Here is an 18828-nt window from a genome sequence, read left to right on the forward strand (position 1 = left end):
TTTAATATTACTTAAGCAAATTTTTGTATAGTAAATTCACTGAGGTATATATTTTTATTGATCATAAAAACAATAAACATATTTACGGCTACGCCTTTTCCACCAGAAGAATACTGATGGCTAAAGCCATTAGTCGGCTTTCATCCCCGGCTTAAAAGACATACCTTATTGAAATCTTTTTGGGATTTCAATAAGGCATTCCGGGGTTTTCATCCTATTTACTTATAAAATGGCGTAAAAACTTAGATTGTGTTACTATCGTCATTTACCTATATATGAAGCATCGTAACGGAGAACACCATCTTAGCAACTCGATACCAAACCTCTACCATACACTAAGGACAATTGATCAGATTCTACGAAAAAATATACTTAAAATTGCCAAACTTTCGTAAGAAATGTCCTACCAAATCCAAGCTAAAGAGGGTTACAGTAGCGGACAAGTTACCTCCATTTCGCTAATAGAAACAAAACCATCTGTGTATAACGCTAATTTACTGGTGGTTGATGATCATCCAGACAACCTGCGTACACTATCTGCGATTTTGAGCCAGCAAGGGTACAAAGTCAGAAAAGCTATCAGTGGGGAAGTAGCTTTGGATACTGTAAAAGTTGAAGCACCTGATCTAATTCTGTTAGACATCAAAATGCCTACAATCGATGGCTACAGGGTTTGCTCAATGCTGAAACAAAATCATGAAACCCGTCATATCCCTGTCATTTTCTTAAGTTCCCTAGATGCTGTTACTGATAAAGTCAAAGGATTTGAGGTTGGTGGTGTTGACTATATTACTAAACCTTTTCAAGCTGAAGAAGTATTAATCAGAGTTCAGCATCAACTAACCATTGTCAGACAAAGCCAGGAACTTTATCAACATAATCAGGCATTAAGCAAGGAAATAGAAGAGCGAAAGCAAACTGAAGCAAAACTGCAACTATTAATAAAAACCATGACTTTAGTAAATCAAGCCCTGAATTTAAATCATGCGTTGGATGCTGTTTTGTGCGAAGTTTGTCAGGTGATAGGTTGGGACTATGGAGAGGCTTGGATCACCAACTTAGATGGTACAGGATTAGAACTAGGACAAGTTGCCTATGATCCTATTGATCAACAGTTAAAAGACTTTCACCTAGCAAGTTTAGAATACATTTTTTCCTATGGAGTAAGACTAATCGGTCAAGTCGGTGCAACCCAGCAACCGCAATGGATTGAGGATGTTTCACAGGTGCAGCAAGATATGTTTATCAGGGTTGAATCGGCGAATAAGGCCGGATTGAAGACTGTATTTGCAGTGCCAATTAGCCTAGAAGGAGAAACACTTGTAGTTATGTGCTTCTTCAAGCGATCGCTCTTACCCCATAATCCCCAACTTGTAGAGTTGGTGAATGCAGTGGCTATGGAGTTGAGTGCATTTATTGGGCGCAAGCAAGCAGAGGAGGCACTAAAACAAGCTAATAAAGAATTACTGCGGTTAGCAAATTTAGACGGCTTAACACAGATTGCCAATCGCAGGTGTTTTGATCAATCACTCTCTCATGAGTGGCAAAGACTGCGAAGGGAAAAAGCACCCTTGTCATTACTTCTGGGGGATATTGATTATTTTAAATCCTACAACGACTACTACGGGCATCTAGCTGGTGATGAATGCCTGAGAAAAGTGGCAGAAGCGATCGCACGTACCTGCCATCGTCCTGCGGATTTAGTAGCTCGCTATGGTGGTGAAGAATTTGTGATTCTACTCCCCAATACGGATGTAGACGGAGCAATTCATATTACTAAACAGATTCAAGCAGAAATAGCCAGACTAGCCATACCCCATCAATTTTCTTCCAGTAATCAATTAACTTTGAGTATAGGCATTGCTAGTATAATTCCTCAAGGTCAAACTCCACCAAAAGAGCTTATTGCTGCCGCAGATGAGGCACTTTATCAGGCAAAAGCCCAAGGACGTAATACCTACTGTATATCTTCTGCCATTTAATTTATATTTTTGTATTTTGCATCATCGCCTGATTACTCGATCTCAATCGATTTTGGATTTTGCGAAAAGTTCTCAGGAAGGTTTCCCTCCGTAACAAACTTTTCAAGACAGATTTTAGATTGTGGATTGATTCCACGGATAAATCCGCTTTCTCTCTACCATCAAGGAATTATTTTTGAAGAAGACACGGGGACACGGGGACACGGAGACGCGGAGATGGGGAGACGCGGGGACGCGAAGAAAATTAAGAATTCCCTGTTCCCTGTTCCCTCTCTCAACGAGTGAATTTAATTTTGTCCGACTACTTGTATTCTGCGAATATCTATGCTTTACAATCGTTTTCCCGCACTTCCCCTTCGCACAGTTCTAACTCTACCGTTGATCTTGCTATTGGTGATTACAGTAGGACTGACTAACTTTTTTTGTTTACATAAAAGTAACCAGGTTGTAGAGGAAGTAACACAGCAATTAATGGTTGAAGTTGGAAATCGTATCTATCTTTATCTAGACAATTATCTATCATTACCACATCTGATTAATCAGATCAATATTAACGAAGTTAAAGATGGTGATCTTGATATTACTAATATTGAGGCTGTAGAACGTCATTTAATTGAGCAAATCTACAGTTTTGATAATCTTGAAAATATTGTCTATGCTAACGAAGAAGGTAGCTTTAGAATTGCTGTCTCCACAGATGGAAAACGCCAAATTACTGTAACGGATAGTCCGAGGATTAGGAAATTTCAACGGTATGAAGTTAACTCCAAAGGTGAGCGTGTTAAATTATTAAAAGTGGGAGAATATCCACCTGATTGGGATATTAGACAAAACTATTGGTATAAGTTAGCCAAACAGAGAAAAAAAGCAAATTGGAGTCCTGTTTATACATCTGCTAATAGCAGGAATCTGAAAATTAATGCAAGTTTGCCAATTTATGACCCCGTGACTAAAAAACTTACGGGAGTCTTTGGCGTTAATTTATTATTAAAAAACATCAATACGTTTCTCAATAATTTAAAATTAGGGCATTCGGGGATTGTATTTCTGACCGAAATGGATGGTTCCTTAATTGCTAGTTCAACAGATGAATTACCTTTTATTAAAACTAGTGATGGTAAAATAGAGCGAATTATTGCTAACCAAAGCCGACATCCATTAATTAAATCTGCCAGCCAATTTATAAAATCAAAAGTTGACGATTGGAGTCAGATAAACAAACTCCAAAATTGGCAATTTATCGAAAATGAACAACCTTATTTATCTCAGATTCAACCTTATAAAAATGATTATGGTTTGAATTGGTTGATTGTGACAGTTATACCCAAATCTGATTTTGTAGGTCGCATTCATGACACAAACAAAACTACGATAAATTTGGTAATATTTGCGGTAATCATAGCGATCGCACTCACTTCTCTGATTACCCGTTGGCTGGCCAGTCCCATCCTGAATATTAGCCAGATTTCATCCTTAATGGCTCAAGGCGATTTGCAGCAGCGAATTCCCCAAAATCAGCCTATACGAGAATTGGCTCATATGGCACAATCTTTTAACCAGATGGCGCAGCAGTTAAGAGACAACTTTGAACAAATTCAAGTAAATCTGTCAGAGTTAGAAGGCAGATATGCCACCATATTTCGTACCAGCCCTGATGCTATTTCCATTACTCTCTTAGAGGATGGACGCTGGATTGATGTTAACAATGCTTTTTTGCAACTTGCTGGATATACCTATGATGAACTTATCGGTCGTACAGCAATAGAAATTAATCTTTTGGTAAATCCTCAAGAAGTAGAAGCGATATCCCAACAACTCAAACAAACAGGATTTGTCCGCAACCAAGAATTTCATTGGCGGACAAAAACACAAGAAATTAAAGTATCTCTTCTTTCTTGCGATATCATCGAACTGGATGGTAAACCCTGCGTTCTCTCCATCAGTAAAGAAATTACTGAACTGAAAAAAACACAAGCTGCTTTACACGCCAGTAGAGATCGCTATCGTGCCATTGTTCAAGATCAAACTGAACTAATTATCCGCTATCAACCAGATGGCACTACAACCTTTGTCAACCAAGCATTTTGCCGATACTTTGGGCGATCGCCAGAAGAGTTGTTGGCACATAATTTTTACCCTGTCATTTTTGAGGAAGACAGAGAATATGTCGCCCAACTTATCAACTCAATGAGCCGGGAAAATCCCACGGTAGTGATTGAAAATCGCGTCATTATTGGTAAAGAAATCCGCTGGACTCAGTGGATTAACCTGATGATATTTGATGAGCAAGAAGAGTTTGTAGAATTTCAAGCAGTTGGTAGGGATATTAACGATCGCAAACAAGCTGAACTAGCTTTACAAGAAAAAGAAGCATTTTTACGAATCATTTACGATGGTGTTGAGCAATCCATTTTTGTGATTGATGTTTTGGCTGATGGTGAGTTTTGCTATGTAGGGCTAAACCCAGCCCATGAAAGGTTAACGGGAATTCAAACAGCAGATATCTTCGGTAAGACTCCTGAACAGATACTTCCTCCAGATTTTGCGGCTGCGGTACGACAAAACTATCAAAAATGTATTGACGCAGGTAAGACCATCACCTATGAAGAATATCTTCCTTTCCAGGGGCAATATTACTGGTGGTTCACGAGTCTAACACCGATACGTAATCAATCGTCGCAGATTTATCGCCTGGTGGGTAGTAGCATCAATATTAGCGATCGCATACTCTTTGAAAAAGCCCTCCGCAAAAGTGAGCAACGGTTAAGCTATCTGCTCACCTCCAGTCCAGCCATGATCTATAGCTATAATCCAGATGACTACAGTCTCACCTTCATGAGTGAAAACGTCCAGAATTTGCTGGGGTATACAGCCCAAGCAGTCTTAGAGGAGGAAAACTTTTGGGCAAATCACATCCATCCAGAAGACAAGGAACAAGTGTTCGCCAATCTGCCAAAGTTGCTGGAAAGGAATATTTACGCTCATAATTACCGTTTCCTCGATGCAGATGGTAATTATCGCTGGATACAGTCAGAATTAAGATTAATCAGAGATGAAGCAGGGAACCCCAAAGAAGTAGTTGGCTATTCCATAGATATCACAGACCGCAAACAAGCCGAAATACAACTTCGACAAGCCAAAGAAGCAGCAGTAGCCGCAAATCAGGCAAAAAGCATTTTCTTAGCAAACATGAGCCATGAATTGCGAACACCACTTAACATCATCCTGGGCTTCACTCAAGTCATGAAACGTGACAGTTCTCTCAGTTTAGAGCAACAAGAAAATCTCCAAATCATTCATCGCAGTGGCCATAACCTACTTAACTTCATCAACGAAATTTTAGATTTATCCAAAATTGAAGCCGGACGCATGGTATTGAATGAAACCAGCTTTGACCTGATAGCGCTGTTAGAGTCCCTGCAAGAAATGTTCCGCTTGAAAGCCGCAGCTAAAAACTTACAACTTAATCTAGAACTAGCTTCAGACTTACCTCAGTACATCACCACCGATGCCAATAAACTCCGCCAAGTACTGATTAACCTGCTGAATAACGCCCTTAAGTTTACAGACCAAGGTAGTGTCACTCTACGTGCAGAAGTCAAAAATCACCATAATGCCCAAATTGACCCACTCACCCTCCATTTTCAAGTCGAAGATACTGGTATTGGTATTGCCCCGGAGGAACTGACCACAATTTTTGATGCTTTTGTCCAATCTGCGCGATCGCATAGCATCTCCAACACAGCTGCAACATCCATAGAAGGAACTGGATTAGGACTCTCCATTAGCCACAAGTTTGTTAACTTAATGAATGGCAATCTCCGCGTTACCAGTCATCTCAATCAGGGTAGTACTTTCTATTTTGATATTCCAGTCCAATTAGCCACAGCAGAAGGGATTTCTCCTAGTTCAGATGTTGAAGAAAATCCTCAATTACCTATTAAGAGTAATATTCAAGACGAACAATCTAAAATTGTAATATCTGAAAGTCTATCTGTCATGCCCTCAAGTTGGCTGAACGAATTACACCAAGCTGCATTATGTTGTGATGAAGAGGAAGTACTAAATCTGATTGATCAAATTCCCGAAGTACAGACTGGCTTAATTGCTGGCTTGAAAAGTTTAGTCCGCAACTATCAGTTCCAGGTCATCTTGCAAATTTTGACATTATCCAGCAGCTTAAACAAGTAAATTAGTGGTAATGGTAGCAAATTCTTGATAAGAAAATATGCTGAGTATTAAGCTTAAAAATAAACATTTTAGCAACATCATAAAAAATACCCCCGGTTATAGACCGAGGGATTCTGCAAGTCGGAATTATCGCACAAAGACATTCGCGGATCTAGAATAGCAATACAACAATCAGAAAATCTGCCAAATTGCCAAAAATTAATTGATTTAAAAAGTGTGAGTAAATAATAACAGTATTATTTTTGTGTCAATCAACAAAATGCGAGAACTTTATCCACTTATCCAACCTTACCGCGAAGATTACTTACAGGTTTCTGACTTACACTCAATTCATTTTGAAGAATCAGGTAATCCCCAAGGAAAACCAATAGTGTTACTACATGGGGGACCTGGTGGCGGCTGTCCACCCTTTTATCGGCAATATTTTCACCCAGAGAAATGGCGTTTAGTAATGTTTGATCAACGTGGTTGTGGTCAAAGTCAGCCTCATGCTGAACTGCGAGAAAATACCACTTGGGATTTAGTCAGCGATATTGAAAAATTACGCGAGCATTTAGGAATAGAAAAGTGGGTTGTATTTGGTGGAAGTTGGGGAAGCACGTTGTCATTAGCTTATAGTCAAAGTCATCCTTCTCGCTGCACAGGATTAATTTTGCGTGGCATTTTTATGTTAAGAGAAAAGGAATTATCCTGGTTTTATCAAGAAGGTGCTAGTTATATTTTTCCTGATGCGTGGGAAGAATATATTAAACCCATTCCCGTCGCTGAACGAGAAGATATGATTACAGCTTATTACAAACGTTTGACTAGTCCAAATTTGCAAATTCAACTAGAAGCAGCCCGTGCTTGGTCAATTTGGGAAGGTAGTACAAGTAAACTTTTTGTAGATCCAGAACTTAAGCAAAAGTTTGGTGATGATGAATTTGCAGCGGCTTTTGCACGGATTGAATGCCATTATTTTATTAACAAGGGATTTTTTGAACAGGAAAATCAATTACTTTTAAATGTTGACCGCATCCGCCACATTCCCGCTATAATTGTCCAAGGACGCTATGACGTAGTTTGTCCGATGATATCCGCTTGGGAATTACATCAAGCGTGGACAGAAGCAGAATTTATCGTTATTCCTGATGCGGGACATTCCATGAGTGAACCAGGAATTAGCAACGCTTTAATTGCAGCTACAGATAAATTTGCAGACTTTTAGATAACGCATATTTAATTTTGTCACTGTCTCATTTAAGATTGGGTTCAGCGGCACACAACCCAATCTTATATAGCAGGTGACAGGGGACAGTCTGAAGAGTCTTTTGGGGTCTAGGTTTTATAATCACTAAACTCGATTAATGGTGCGTCACGGCTTTGCCTAACGCACACTACAAATACTTGTATAGGAATTATAAATGATAGCTGATAGCTTGCGTGGCGTAGCCATAAAATTTTAAGTTTCGTAGGGTGGGCATTGCCCACCAAACCTAGATTTCAAAAATCAAATATTATTCCTATATAGTTAAATATTTACACATCGGCGATATCGTCTCTATATCAATCTTCTTCCCTTCACCCTCAGTTGTATTTTTAAACAGCACCGTAAATGCACCAGCCCCCAAACCATATTGAGGAAACATTCGATAACAAGGAATGTCAGTTAAATATGATTGATAAGCTGATAAATGACTAACTTCTACAGCTTGAAAATGGGGAAATCTTTCTAAAAACCATTCACATACTTGCTCATTTTCTTCTGGAGAATAAGTACAAGTCATATAAGCTAAGTAACCTTGTGGAGCTACAACTTGTGCTGAATTAGCGATAATGCGTTTTTGACGATTTGCACTTTTATTAATTGAAGTAGGATGAAAACATCCAGGTGCTTTTTCACCTTTAGCTAATAAAGATTGCCCTGTACAAGGAGCATCTACTATAACTAAATTACTTGATTCTGGAAACATTTCGGCAAAAATACTAGAATCTCGATGTACTACTCCAGCAGGTTTAATCTGACAGCGCTTCAAATTAGAAATTAGCATTCCTAACCGCTTACCAATCACCTCATTACTAATCAGCAAATGAGGTTTTAATACTTTCCAAGCAAAAACACTCTTACCTCCTGGTGCAGCACACATATCAAACACCAAAGGTACTGATTGATTAATAGTTAACAAAGTAGAAGCAGAAAACACAGAAGAAAAATCTAAACAATAAAAATATCCTTGTTGATGTAAGGGATGTTGACCTGGTTTTTCTCCCAGATGCAACCGATCTACAAATTTTGGTTGCCAACTCAGAGGTGTTTCTACCGAAAAAGGAGAGATTTCCGGCTGATCTTGACACCAAAGAATACAAGGTAAAAAAGGTTGAGGATTAACTAAAGCATCGATGAACTTTGCTTGTTCTTCTGGATCTTTAAATAAACGGCGTGAAACTTTAAGTAATAAATTTGAAGGCTTTTCCATATTCAAAATTTGAGTAATTTTAGCTAATTAGAACAGTATTGAAACTGTTACAGCAGAACAATGCAATTAAGGTATTTGGCTGCATACTGAAAATATAATGACCACCATTTAGATTGCGTTTGCGAAGCGCGTCCGGCGCGGCTTCTGGCCTTTGGCTAGAAGCTAACCGTGTTTTGACACTTGCTAAACTAACCCATTGCACCGGAGAGGTCATGATCTTAGATAATTTTCAGCGAAAACTACGCCAAGAAGCACAACTTTGGCGAGATGAAGGACTTATTAGTTCTTCCCAACACCAGCAATTAGCAGACCGCTATCAATTTAATAAGATAGAAGCGGATGCACGGGAAAGTTCTGGGTTAGTAGCCATTGCTTTCGGTGGCTTACTTTTAGCCTTAGGTGTAATTATCTTTGTAGCCACAAATTGGCAAACATGGTCAAGAGAAGTCAAGTTTATCTTGTTAATGAGTTTGTTTTTGTCTACTGCTATCACTGGTTTTTTCACATGGAGACAACCTGCACTTGCTTTAGCTGAAGGTAAAAAGCCACAACGCAGCAAACGCTTACTAGGAGAAGCTTTGCTAATTCTCAGCAGCCTGATTTTAGGGGCAACTTTATGGCTGATGGCGCAAATATTCAATATTAGCGGTTCAGCTTCTGAGTTGTTTTTGGCTTGGGGGTTTGGTGTTTTAGTTATGGCTTATAGTCTATCTTTGAACTCCTTGGGAATTTTGTCCATTATCTTGGTGCAAATCGGCTATTGGATAGGATTGGGAGAGTTTTTCTCTTCTCCAAATGAGTTGAATTGGGCGCGGTTAGCAGTACGGCATATGCCTCTGTTATCATGGCTGCTGTTTGTTCCTTTAGCCTATGTTTGCCGTTCACGGTGGATTTTTGGACTAGCAGTAGTAGCCTTTACTTTTTCCTTGCAATATAACCTGAACCCACTACCCCTGTTAACTTTTTCTGATGTAGTTCCTTGGGTAGCATCTTTTGCTTTAGCGCTCCCACCTGCATTACTCTGGAGTTATGATGATTTGCTATTCCCAATCATCAATTACAGGTTGTTTCAACCCCTAGCCCGTAATTTAGGGTTGATATGTTTTGGCGTAGTCTTTTATCTGTTGTCTTTCCGTTGGCAGTGGCAATCACCAATTGATGGTAATTCCTTCTTGAATGGATTCCAATCTCTGCCCATAATTGATTTGGGGATTCTCAGCGGTTTGGCTGTATTGCAATGGTTGTTTCTGTTGCGTCATAGAAATAGCCCACCCCGGAGAGAAGTATTTTTTACGTTCATTGTCATTAGCATCTTTCTGGGTTTCATTGTCATAGTCCCTTTTTGGCATCAAGCGATTGGCCGGATTACTGAACTGGGCATTTTTATCTTCAATGTCCTTTTGGCAACATTAGCTTGGGGGTTAATTCAAGAAGGATTGAAGTTAAGTAAAAGGCGCTCTTTTTGGTGTGGGATATTACTGTTTATCTTGCAAATTATCAGCCGGGTGTTGGAGTACGACACGGATGTACTTTTTAGGTCACTTGTCTTTATCTCCTGTGGCTATTCTCTCATAGCTGCTGGCCAGTGGTTTGAACGTCGCTTATCTCCTGCATCTAATTCTGCAAGTAAGAAGCAAGGCAATTGACGTAACACAATATTTATTCCTAAATCTCTGCGTTTAAATTCCTATTAGTCATGAGTCATTGGGTATTAACAACTGAATATAGCAGGAGTCAGGAGTCAGGAGTCAGGAGTCAGGAGTAAAACCCTCTTGTAGTGAGAGTTTCATTATCAATTGATGTCCTAACCACCCTGTCCACGGCTATAAATGACAAATGACAAGTAAACAATTATCAATTAGTTTTCATGAAAAGTAACTCATCTGAACCAAATAAAACCTTAACTCCAGAAATGGAATTTTCCGAAAAGTTGACTTTCCGGGATTATCTAATTGCCACTGAACAGAAAGCGAATAAGCCTCTACCTATTTGGCGATTAGTAGCGCCGTTGATGGTGCAAATCGGCTTAATTTTGGCAGTTCCCACCCAAGCGATGTACACAGACATGACTGGGAAGTCAGTAATTTTGCAAACTGTACCTGTGAATACTAATAATATGATGCAGGGATCTTCTTTGACCCTTGATTATAATATTTCTCGGAGCGAAACTCTAAGAAGACTACCGGGTTGGAGAGATTGGGTTAGGAGAAATTCCGTGAGAAACGGACAAATAGCTCAGGGAAGTACTTTATACTTGATTTTGCAAGAACAACAATCTTCTGAACGTGGTGTTCCCAGGGCTTGGAGACCAATGCGAGTGAGTAGTAGTCTGCCTATGTACCTCCCCAATAATCAGGTAGCTTTAAAGGGTAATTATCAAAATGGGTTGATTAACTATGGCTTGGAAAACTATTATCTGCAAGATGAACAACGGCAGCAAATTAACAATGATATCTTGCAAGCACAGGAAAATACAGACGGACAGAGACCAGCAATAGCGGTACAAGTGAAAGTAGATCCTCAAGGTAATGCTGTACCGACAAGTATGTGGATTGGTGATCCTTCTAGTCAGCGCAGCTACCGCAATTATCGCTTTTAACAGCTATCAGAATCACGACATAGATCTCCTATTTCTCCAAGAAGTAGGGGATCTGAGACTTGCTATTATTTTAGTATAATTTATTAGCTAAACTCGAAGGTATATCATATATGGTTAGTACAGTCACTAAACCAAGCAATATTCCCTATTTGTTAGAATCAGGATGTCCAAGATTAAAGGATGTACAGGATCAAAAAATAAATAATTTGTCAGAATCAGGATGTCCAAGATTAAAGGATGTACAGGATGAAAAAATACATAATTAATCATTAAATCCTGCCAATCTTCAAATCCTGTAAATCCTGATTCTGACTACTTGATATCCCCATCAGATTAGTCAATCTTCAAGGTAAAAGGTAAGCGGGCATAAATTCCTTGGGGGTCGTTCATTTTGTTCAAAATTGAAATTTCCTGTTGCAATTTCTCAAATTCTGCAAGGAGGGGATTAACAGGTTTAATTTGAGTTTTATCCATCCCTAATTTTGCTTGTGCTTCTTCTAGTTTTCGCCCCAATAAGCGTTCTTCAAAAGTAGTAACTTGTGGATACTCTTGCAATTCCCAATCATTGCCTAATTTGGCTTGTTTGGCAGCATATGCAATTGCTACATTTAGTCCGCCAATTTCATCGACTAGCCCGATTTGTTTGGCTGCTGCACCTGACCAAACTCGCCCTTGGGCAATTTCTGCTACTTTTTGTTGGGGTAGTTTTCGACCTTGAGCAACTTTACTTAAAAACATATTGTAAATACGGTTAACGCTGCGTTGGTAAAGCGCCAATTCTTGGTCGGATTTGGGACGAGCAACGGTTTGGTTATCGGCATATTGGGCTGTTTTTACTGTATCCCAAGTAATACCGTTGTTATTTCCTAACTTTTGACCATTGAACAGCACGCCAAACACGCCTATAGAGCCTGTGATGGTGTTTGGTTCCGCAAAAATGCGGTTTGAGTCGCTGGCAATCCAATAACCACCAGAGGCGGCGACATCACCCATTGAGACAATCACTGGTTTGACTTGTCGAGTTAATTTGATTTCTCGTTGGATGACTTCAGCGGCGGAGGCGCTACCACCAGGGCTATTAATTCGTAAAACGACAGATTTCACATCTTGATCTTGGCGAATTTTGTTGAAGATTTTGGCAAAGCGATCGCCTCCTACTTCTCCATCTTCTCCTTTACCATCGACGATTTCGCCTTCAGCATAGACAATGGCAATTTTGTTGTCTGATTGGCGTTCTGCACCGATTGATTTATCGCTAACTTGGGCGTAATCACTAATGTTAATTTGGCGGAAGCTTTTATCGTTTTTATCGCTGGTAGTTAACTTTTTCAAGTCAGTTACCACTTCATCTATGTAAGCCACCTGATCTACCAAACCACTGGCTTTAGCGGATGAGGCTTCTAGGATAGCTTGATTATCTGCGATCGCTTGCAACTTCTCTGGTTTAATTTTCCGGCTTGTCCCGACAGATGTCCGCCATTCTCCCCACACGTCATCTAATAATTTCTGGGTTTGTTGCCGATTTTCTGGACTCAGTTTATCTAATATAAACGGTTCTACTGCTCCTTTAAATTTCCCTACTCGCACGACCTGAACACCAACACCGTATTTCTGCAATGCTCCCGTCAAAAACATCGGTTGTGAACTCAAACCGTTGATTTCCATTAGTCCTACAGGATTGAGGACGATATTATTAGCTACCGAACTGAGATAATATTCCCGTTCGCTCCAGTCTGAGCCATAGGCGACAATTTTTTTACCAGAACCACGAAACTTATCTAGTGCTTGACGGATTTCTTTGAGGGAAGCATAGCCGAGTCCACTAGCTGCGGGTGACTTGGTAGCGTCTATATAGATACCCACAATCCGTGGATCACGCTGTGCTTTTTCTAGGGTTTCTATAACTTTGCGGAGTGTAATGCTATCTTCATTTGTACCTGTTAGGGTTCTTTGTAGAAATCTACTGGAATTAGGTTCGCTATCTGTGATTTTCATGGATAAGTCAAAAACCAGCACGGACTTATCTTTGACTTGTGGCCCCGTATCTTTGGAAGTAGTAGCAAGGATAATCAGGAACAATAAGCCTAGAGTACTGATACCAGAGAAAATAGTCAGTCCTAGTAAGCTACCAATTAAACTAGCAAAAGTTTGTTTGAGGAAATTATTCATTTAGTTATTAGTTATTAGTCATTAGTTATTGGTCATTAGTCATTAGTAAAAAAAACCAATGACTAAGAAAAAACAAGTTGTTTTCTTTATTGTATGCTGTGTAAACTGTCCGATTGCTTTAAGTGATACAAAGTTCTGTTACCAGTACAGAATAATACGGTGGTGATTTCGGCAATTAATACCTCTGCTAACTCTTGCAGTGCAGTTTCTGATACATCTGCTGCTTGCAGGAAGGGCATTGCTAAACCAGCCATATCTGCTCCTAATGCGATCGCTTTGGCGACATCTAAGCCATGACGTAATCCCCCAGAAGCAATTAAGGGGATTTGGGGAAACTGAGCGCGAATGCTGGTAATACACTCTGCTGTTGGTAAACCCCAATCAGCAAAAGTTTTGCCTAAGCGACGCTGTAAGGAGGTTTCTGCCCGTTCGCTTTCCACCAAAGCCCAAGATGTACCACCTGCACCAGCGACATCAATTGCTTGTACTCCCACAGATATCAGTTTTTCTGCCATCACAGCGGAAATGCCATTACCTACTTCTTTAGCAATTACAGGTACTGGTAACTTACTGCACAAGTTAGATATTTTGTCAAATAAGCCCCGAAAATTTGTATCACCTCTGGGTTGAATGAATTCTTGCAAAGGGTTGATGTGTAAAATCAAAGCATCAGCTTCTAAAATATCAATAATTTGCAGACATTCATCAACGCCATACTGATAATTAAGCTGAACTGCGCCCAAGTTAGCAAATAAAAGCACATCAGGAGCATATTTGCGAATAGCGAAGGTGTCAGCAACTTGGGGTTTTTCCACCGCTACACGCTGGGAACCCACACCCATTGCTAGTTTATATTGTTGGGCTATTTCTGCCAAACGACGGTTAATCATTCCGGCTCGTTGGGTTCCCCCAGTCATGGAGGAGATTAACAACGGTGCATTCAGGCTTTTTCCTAAAAAATTGGTGCTGATATCAATGTCATTGCGATCGCATTCCGGTAAGCAACAATGGGTAAAGCGATAGCGTTCTAGTCCTGTGGTGACTTGCTGACATTGAACATCTTCTTCTAGACAGATGCGGATGTGATCTGCTTTGCGATTTTGGGTTTCTGCTGGGGTGTTGGTAGGAGAGTTCACAGGTAATGATTCCAAGCTTTTACCTTCATTATTGTGACAGTCCCTAGAAAATTTGCACGCTCGGATTAGGATTGCTAAGTCAGGTTGCTTTCCGTTTTAGCCCATATTAAATTTTACTACCATTTTTTAGTTAAATACTCCTAAACTGAATCATCATCATTAATACAATATACTTCATTAAAACTTCATGATTAGGTATTTTAGTATACTCTAGACTTACATTATAAAGAATTTCAAAAAATACACTCCTCAGTAAATACAGGGTATAAATTGCAATGGATGAGCTAAGACCACACGGCAGTCAGGATCTCCCCTATCCTCTTCTTGGACTGGAAAAAACCGGTTTTTCCGACAGTACTGTAAAAGTTGTCAATCCCTTTGAGACATCTCCTCATCTTAGTCTTCATCCGTTGTCATTACCCACAATTGCACCAACACAAAACTGGTCTAATATTGTACCGGAGACGCTCTCATGGAATCATCTTTTTGGCTGGCAAACTTCTATTAATGACATCCTCCAACAAGATATCTACCCAACTCTACAGCAATTTGCACAGTCTCCTGACTTTCAGTCACAGATGCACTCGATTTTTGGAGATAATCTCAATGCTGGGAATTTAAATGAAATTACTTCTCAATGGTTGGTGGGTAATTTTCAGATATTGCCACAGATAGAAGTATTAGAGGCATCTATATTTCCCACAGAAACATTAGGAGTGTTTGCTGGAGAAACCAATAAAATCTATCTTTCCGAAAATTTACTGAGTAGTGGAAATATTGAAACCATTAAAGATACAGTTATAGAAGAAATTGGACATTACCTAGACAAACAAATAAATGTAGCAGACACACCCGGCGATGAGGGAAAATTGTTTGCAGCAGTTGTTACAGATAAGCACCTTAACGCCAATCAAATTGCAGAGATTCGTGCTGAAGATGATTCAACTACGATTTTTGTTGATGGTCAAATATTAACAGTTGAGCAAGCTACTCTATCTACAATTACCATTAGTGCTAGTGATGCAAATGCGGCTGAAACTATAGCAGGACAAACTGCAAATCCTGGTCTATTTACCCTCACGCGCGCTGGGGATATCGCTTCATCCTTAGCAGTCAATTACACAATTTCCGGTACAGCAACGAATGGGACAGATTACCAAACTTTAACTAATAGTATTACTTTTGCAGCGGGTTTATCAACGGCAATAATTAATGTCACGCCTAGTGATGATACTGTGTTTGAAGGTAATGAAACAATTATCCTCAATTTGGCTAGTAGTGCAAATTACATTTTAGGAACTACAAAAACAGCCACAGTTAACTTAGTTGATAACGACAAACCGACAATTACCATCAGTGCCACAGATACAAGTGCAGGAGAAACATTAACAGGACAAATTGCAAATCCTGGTAAATTTACTCTAACTCGTACAGGAAGTACAGCTTCATCTCTAACGGTTAATTACACAGTTGCAGGTACGGCAACTAATGGCACGGATTACCAAACATTAACGAAGATTGTGACTTTTGCAGCTGGTTCAGCTACGGCAATAATTGATGTCACTCCCATTGATGATGCTGTATTTGAGGGAAATGAAACAGCAATCGTTACGTTAGCCAGCGCTACAAGTTACGTTCTCGGAACTACAAAAACAGCCACAGTTAACTTAGTTGATAACGACAAACCAACAATTACTATTAGTGCCACAGATACAAGTGCAGGAGAAATATTAACAGGACAAACTGCAAATCCTGGTAAATTTACTCTAACTCGTACAGGAAGTACAGCTTCATCTTTGATAGTTAATTACACAGTTGCAGGTACGGCTACTAATGGCACAGATTATAATACTTTAACTGGTATAGCTACTTTTGCGGCTGGTTCAGCTACGGCGATAATTGATGTCAATGTCAAAGATGATGCTGTATTTGAGGGAAATGAAACAGCAATCGTTACGTTAGCCAGCGCTACAAGTTACGTTCTCGGAACTACAAAAACAGCCACAGTTAACTTAGTTGATAACGACAAACCAACAATTACTATTAGTGCGACAGACGCAAGTGCAGGAGAAATATTAACAGGACAAACTGCAAATCCTGGTAAATTTACTCTAACTCGTACAGGAAGTACAACTTCATCTTTGATAGTTAATTACACAGTTGCAGGTACGGCTACTAATGGCACAGATTATAATACTTTAACTGGTATAGCTACTTTTGCGGCTGGTTCAGCTACGGCGATAATTGATGTCAATGTCAAAGATGATGCTGTATTTGAGGGGAATGAGACAGCAATCGTTACATTAGCCAGCGCTACAAGTTACGTTCTAGGAACTACCAAGACTGCCACAGTTAACTTAGTTGATAACGATACTGCAACCAACAATCCACCGACAATTACCATCAGTGCGACAGATGCAAGTGCAAGGGAAACTGTAACTGGACAAACTGCAAATCCTGGTCAATTTACTCTGACTCGCACAGGAAATACCACCACTGCCTTAACGGTGAACTATACTCTCTCAGGAACAGCGACCAAAGGCACTGACTATAGCGATTTAAGTGGAAGTGTAACCTTTGCGGCGGGTTCAGCTACGGCCATAGTGAATGTCACACCGATTAATGACACCGTAGCAGAAACGAATGAAACAGTTATTCTGACTCTTGCGACAGGAACAGGTTACAACTTAGGGACAGCCAAGTCAAGTACCGTTACACTCATCAGTAATGATGAGCCAACTTTTTACTTAAATATTGCTGGCAGTGATTATGAATATTTAATTAAAGAGGTAAGAGAAGATTGGGTTGTTGGGCAGCAAATAACGGTTCAAGGTCATACTTATACAGCCAAAAAAGTATTTAATGATACAACTACAGGATTTTATGCAGTAGGTTTTACTAGCAACAGCAATACTCGTCCTCCTTTATTGGTTGTTCGGGGGACACAACCTGAAACCCGTTTAGATGTCTTAGAGGATGCTAATCCTCAAGGTATCGGGTTTGGACAGTTTTCTGCCAATAATAATCAAATCAAACAGTGGTTAAATCAATTTGCTGTCAACTCTATTTCTGGCTATTATCCGATCATCGTAGGAGAAAGTTTAGGGGGGGCTGTGGCTCAATCTCTAGCAGCCGCCTATACTAACCAAGGTGGTAAATTAAGTCAGGTTTTCACTTTGAACTCACCTGGTATTGACGATGCTTTGGCAAGTTCCTTTAAACCAGAAAATGTAGGAAAAGTCATTCATGGAGTAGTTTTCGGTGATCTTGTAAGTTTAGCTGGAGAAGAATATATTTCAGGTGAATACTGGTTATTTGATTGGAATACTGAAAACTCCAAGATTTATGGTTCGCCTTTGATAGATTATATTCTTGATAAGCATAATCAAGAAGAAGATAATCTCTTTGATAATCCTAGTATTTCCATTATCAAGGGATTAGGATCTAGCGACCTAAGTAGCCCGTTATTTTCATACTGGAATCGTAGTGAAATATCTAATGAAGCAAGAAAAGATTGGGCTTCATTTAATGGAACAATAACAGTCCTTGGTGTTGTTACAGGAGTTGTTGGTACTATCTTGCCTCCACTTGGTGCATTAGGTGTTGCACTAACTGCTGTTCCAGCAGCATTGATTAGTAGAAGTAGTGAAGAACTCACTCGATTAGCTGGAGGAACTGCCATTACAGCTATTGATGATTTGATCAATACTCTCCAAAATCCAAGCATAGAAAAGTTAGTCAAATTAGTGACTAAGGGATTGGTCTTAACCGGTGGAATTGCTTCTGAGACGCTTGAAGCAGCTAACGATCTCTCCAGTGAAATTGTGGGTGGACTCTTTGATATTTTTGTTGATGTTGCTAAAGTTTTGAAGAATGAACTCAGTGTTGGATTAGGAGATATTGCCGAATTTTTGATGAATGAACTCGGTGCTGGATTAGGAGATATTGCCAAGATCCTTTGGAACAATAACCTTGTCGCCAATGCTCGTGAACTAGCTAATGTTTTATGGAATAATACTTCAGCCACTATTAGTGACATTGCTAATTCTCTTAAATCTCAACTGGATTTTGCGACAAGCACTATTGCTGATGCACTTAGCTATGGTGCAAATCTCTCCATAGATCAAATTACTAACGCTCTTTGGAATACTACCTTTGTCGCCAATGGTCGTGAATTAGCTAATGTTTTATGGAATAATACTTCAGCCACTGTGAGTAACATTGCTAATTCCTTAAAATCGCAACTGAATTTTGCAACTAGCAGTATTGCTGATGCACTCAGTTATGGTGCAAAT

Annotated in this window: 9 protein-coding genes; 6 read left to right on the forward strand and 3 right to left on the reverse strand. The window is 39.6% G+C overall.

All coding sequences use genetic code 11. The features are described 5' to 3' along the window. Window positions 1-398: 398 nt before the first annotated feature. The 3 genes from H6G68_RS19960 to pip all read left to right on the forward strand — a co-directional run bounded on the left by H6G68_RS19960 (window position 399) and on the right by pip (window position 7380). A complete protein-coding gene (locus tag H6G68_RS19960; protein ID WP_190908200.1) occupies window positions 399-1982 on the forward strand; it encodes a diguanylate cyclase domain-containing protein in 1584 nt (527 codons plus the stop codon). 324 nt (window positions 1983-2306) lie between these two features. Then, complete coding sequence (locus H6G68_RS19965; RefSeq protein WP_190908201.1) at window positions 2307-6173, forward strand: PAS domain S-box protein; 3867 nt, start codon at window positions 2307-2309, stop codon at window positions 6171-6173. 259 nt (window positions 6174-6432) lie between these two features. Then, window positions 6433-7380 carry a prolyl aminopeptidase gene (gene pip, locus H6G68_RS19970; protein WP_190908208.1) on the forward strand — a complete coding sequence of 316 codons (948 nt, stop codon included), beginning with the start codon at window positions 6433-6435 and terminating at the stop codon, window positions 7378-7380. A gap of 295 nt (window positions 7381-7675) precedes the next feature. Here the strand turns inward: pip and H6G68_RS19975 are convergent, their stop codons facing one another. Next, window positions 7676-8629, reverse strand: coding sequence for an RsmB/NOP family class I SAM-dependent RNA methyltransferase (locus tag H6G68_RS19975; RefSeq protein ID WP_190908202.1), 954 nt, complete (start codon window positions 8627-8629; stop codon window positions 7676-7678). Between the two features lie 212 nt (window positions 8630-8841). On the opposite strand from H6G68_RS19975, the gene H6G68_RS19980 reads away from it, so the two are divergent. Together H6G68_RS19980 and H6G68_RS19985 are read left to right on the forward strand one after the other, a co-directional pair. Continuing rightward, entirely contained in the window at window positions 8842-10275 is a 1434-nt protein-coding gene (locus tag H6G68_RS19980) for a DUF2157 domain-containing protein (RefSeq protein WP_190908209.1), read from the forward strand. A 221-nt stretch (window positions 10276-10496) separates the two neighbouring features. Next, window positions 10497-11228 carry a GDYXXLXY domain-containing protein gene (locus tag H6G68_RS19985; RefSeq protein WP_190908203.1) on the forward strand — a complete coding sequence of 244 codons (732 nt, stop codon included), beginning with the start codon at window positions 10497-10499 and terminating at the stop codon, window positions 11226-11228. A 333-nt stretch (window positions 11229-11561) separates the two neighbouring features. Here the strand turns inward: H6G68_RS19985 and sppA are convergent, their stop codons facing one another. Beyond that, window positions 11562-13397, reverse strand: a complete 1836-nt coding sequence (sppA, locus tag H6G68_RS19990; RefSeq protein ID WP_190908204.1) for a signal peptide peptidase SppA — start codon at window positions 13395-13397, stop codon at window positions 11562-11564. An 86-nt stretch (window positions 13398-13483) separates the two neighbouring features. Next, window positions 13484-14533, reverse strand: a complete 1050-nt coding sequence (gene fni / locus H6G68_RS19995) for a type 2 isopentenyl-diphosphate Delta-isomerase (protein ID WP_190908210.1) — start codon at window positions 14531-14533, stop codon at window positions 13484-13486. Window positions 14534-14808: 275 nt separating this feature from the next. Here fni and H6G68_RS20000 point away from each other — a divergent pair. Then, window positions 14809-18828 (forward strand): beta strand repeat-containing protein (locus tag H6G68_RS20000; protein WP_277925545.1); only part of this gene is annotated, 4020 nt, incomplete at its 3' end.

It is taken from the genome of Anabaena catenula FACHB-362 (assembly GCF_014698735.1).
Lineage (GTDB): Bacteria > Cyanobacteriota > Cyanobacteriia > Cyanobacteriales > Nostocaceae > Anabaena > Anabaena variabilis_A.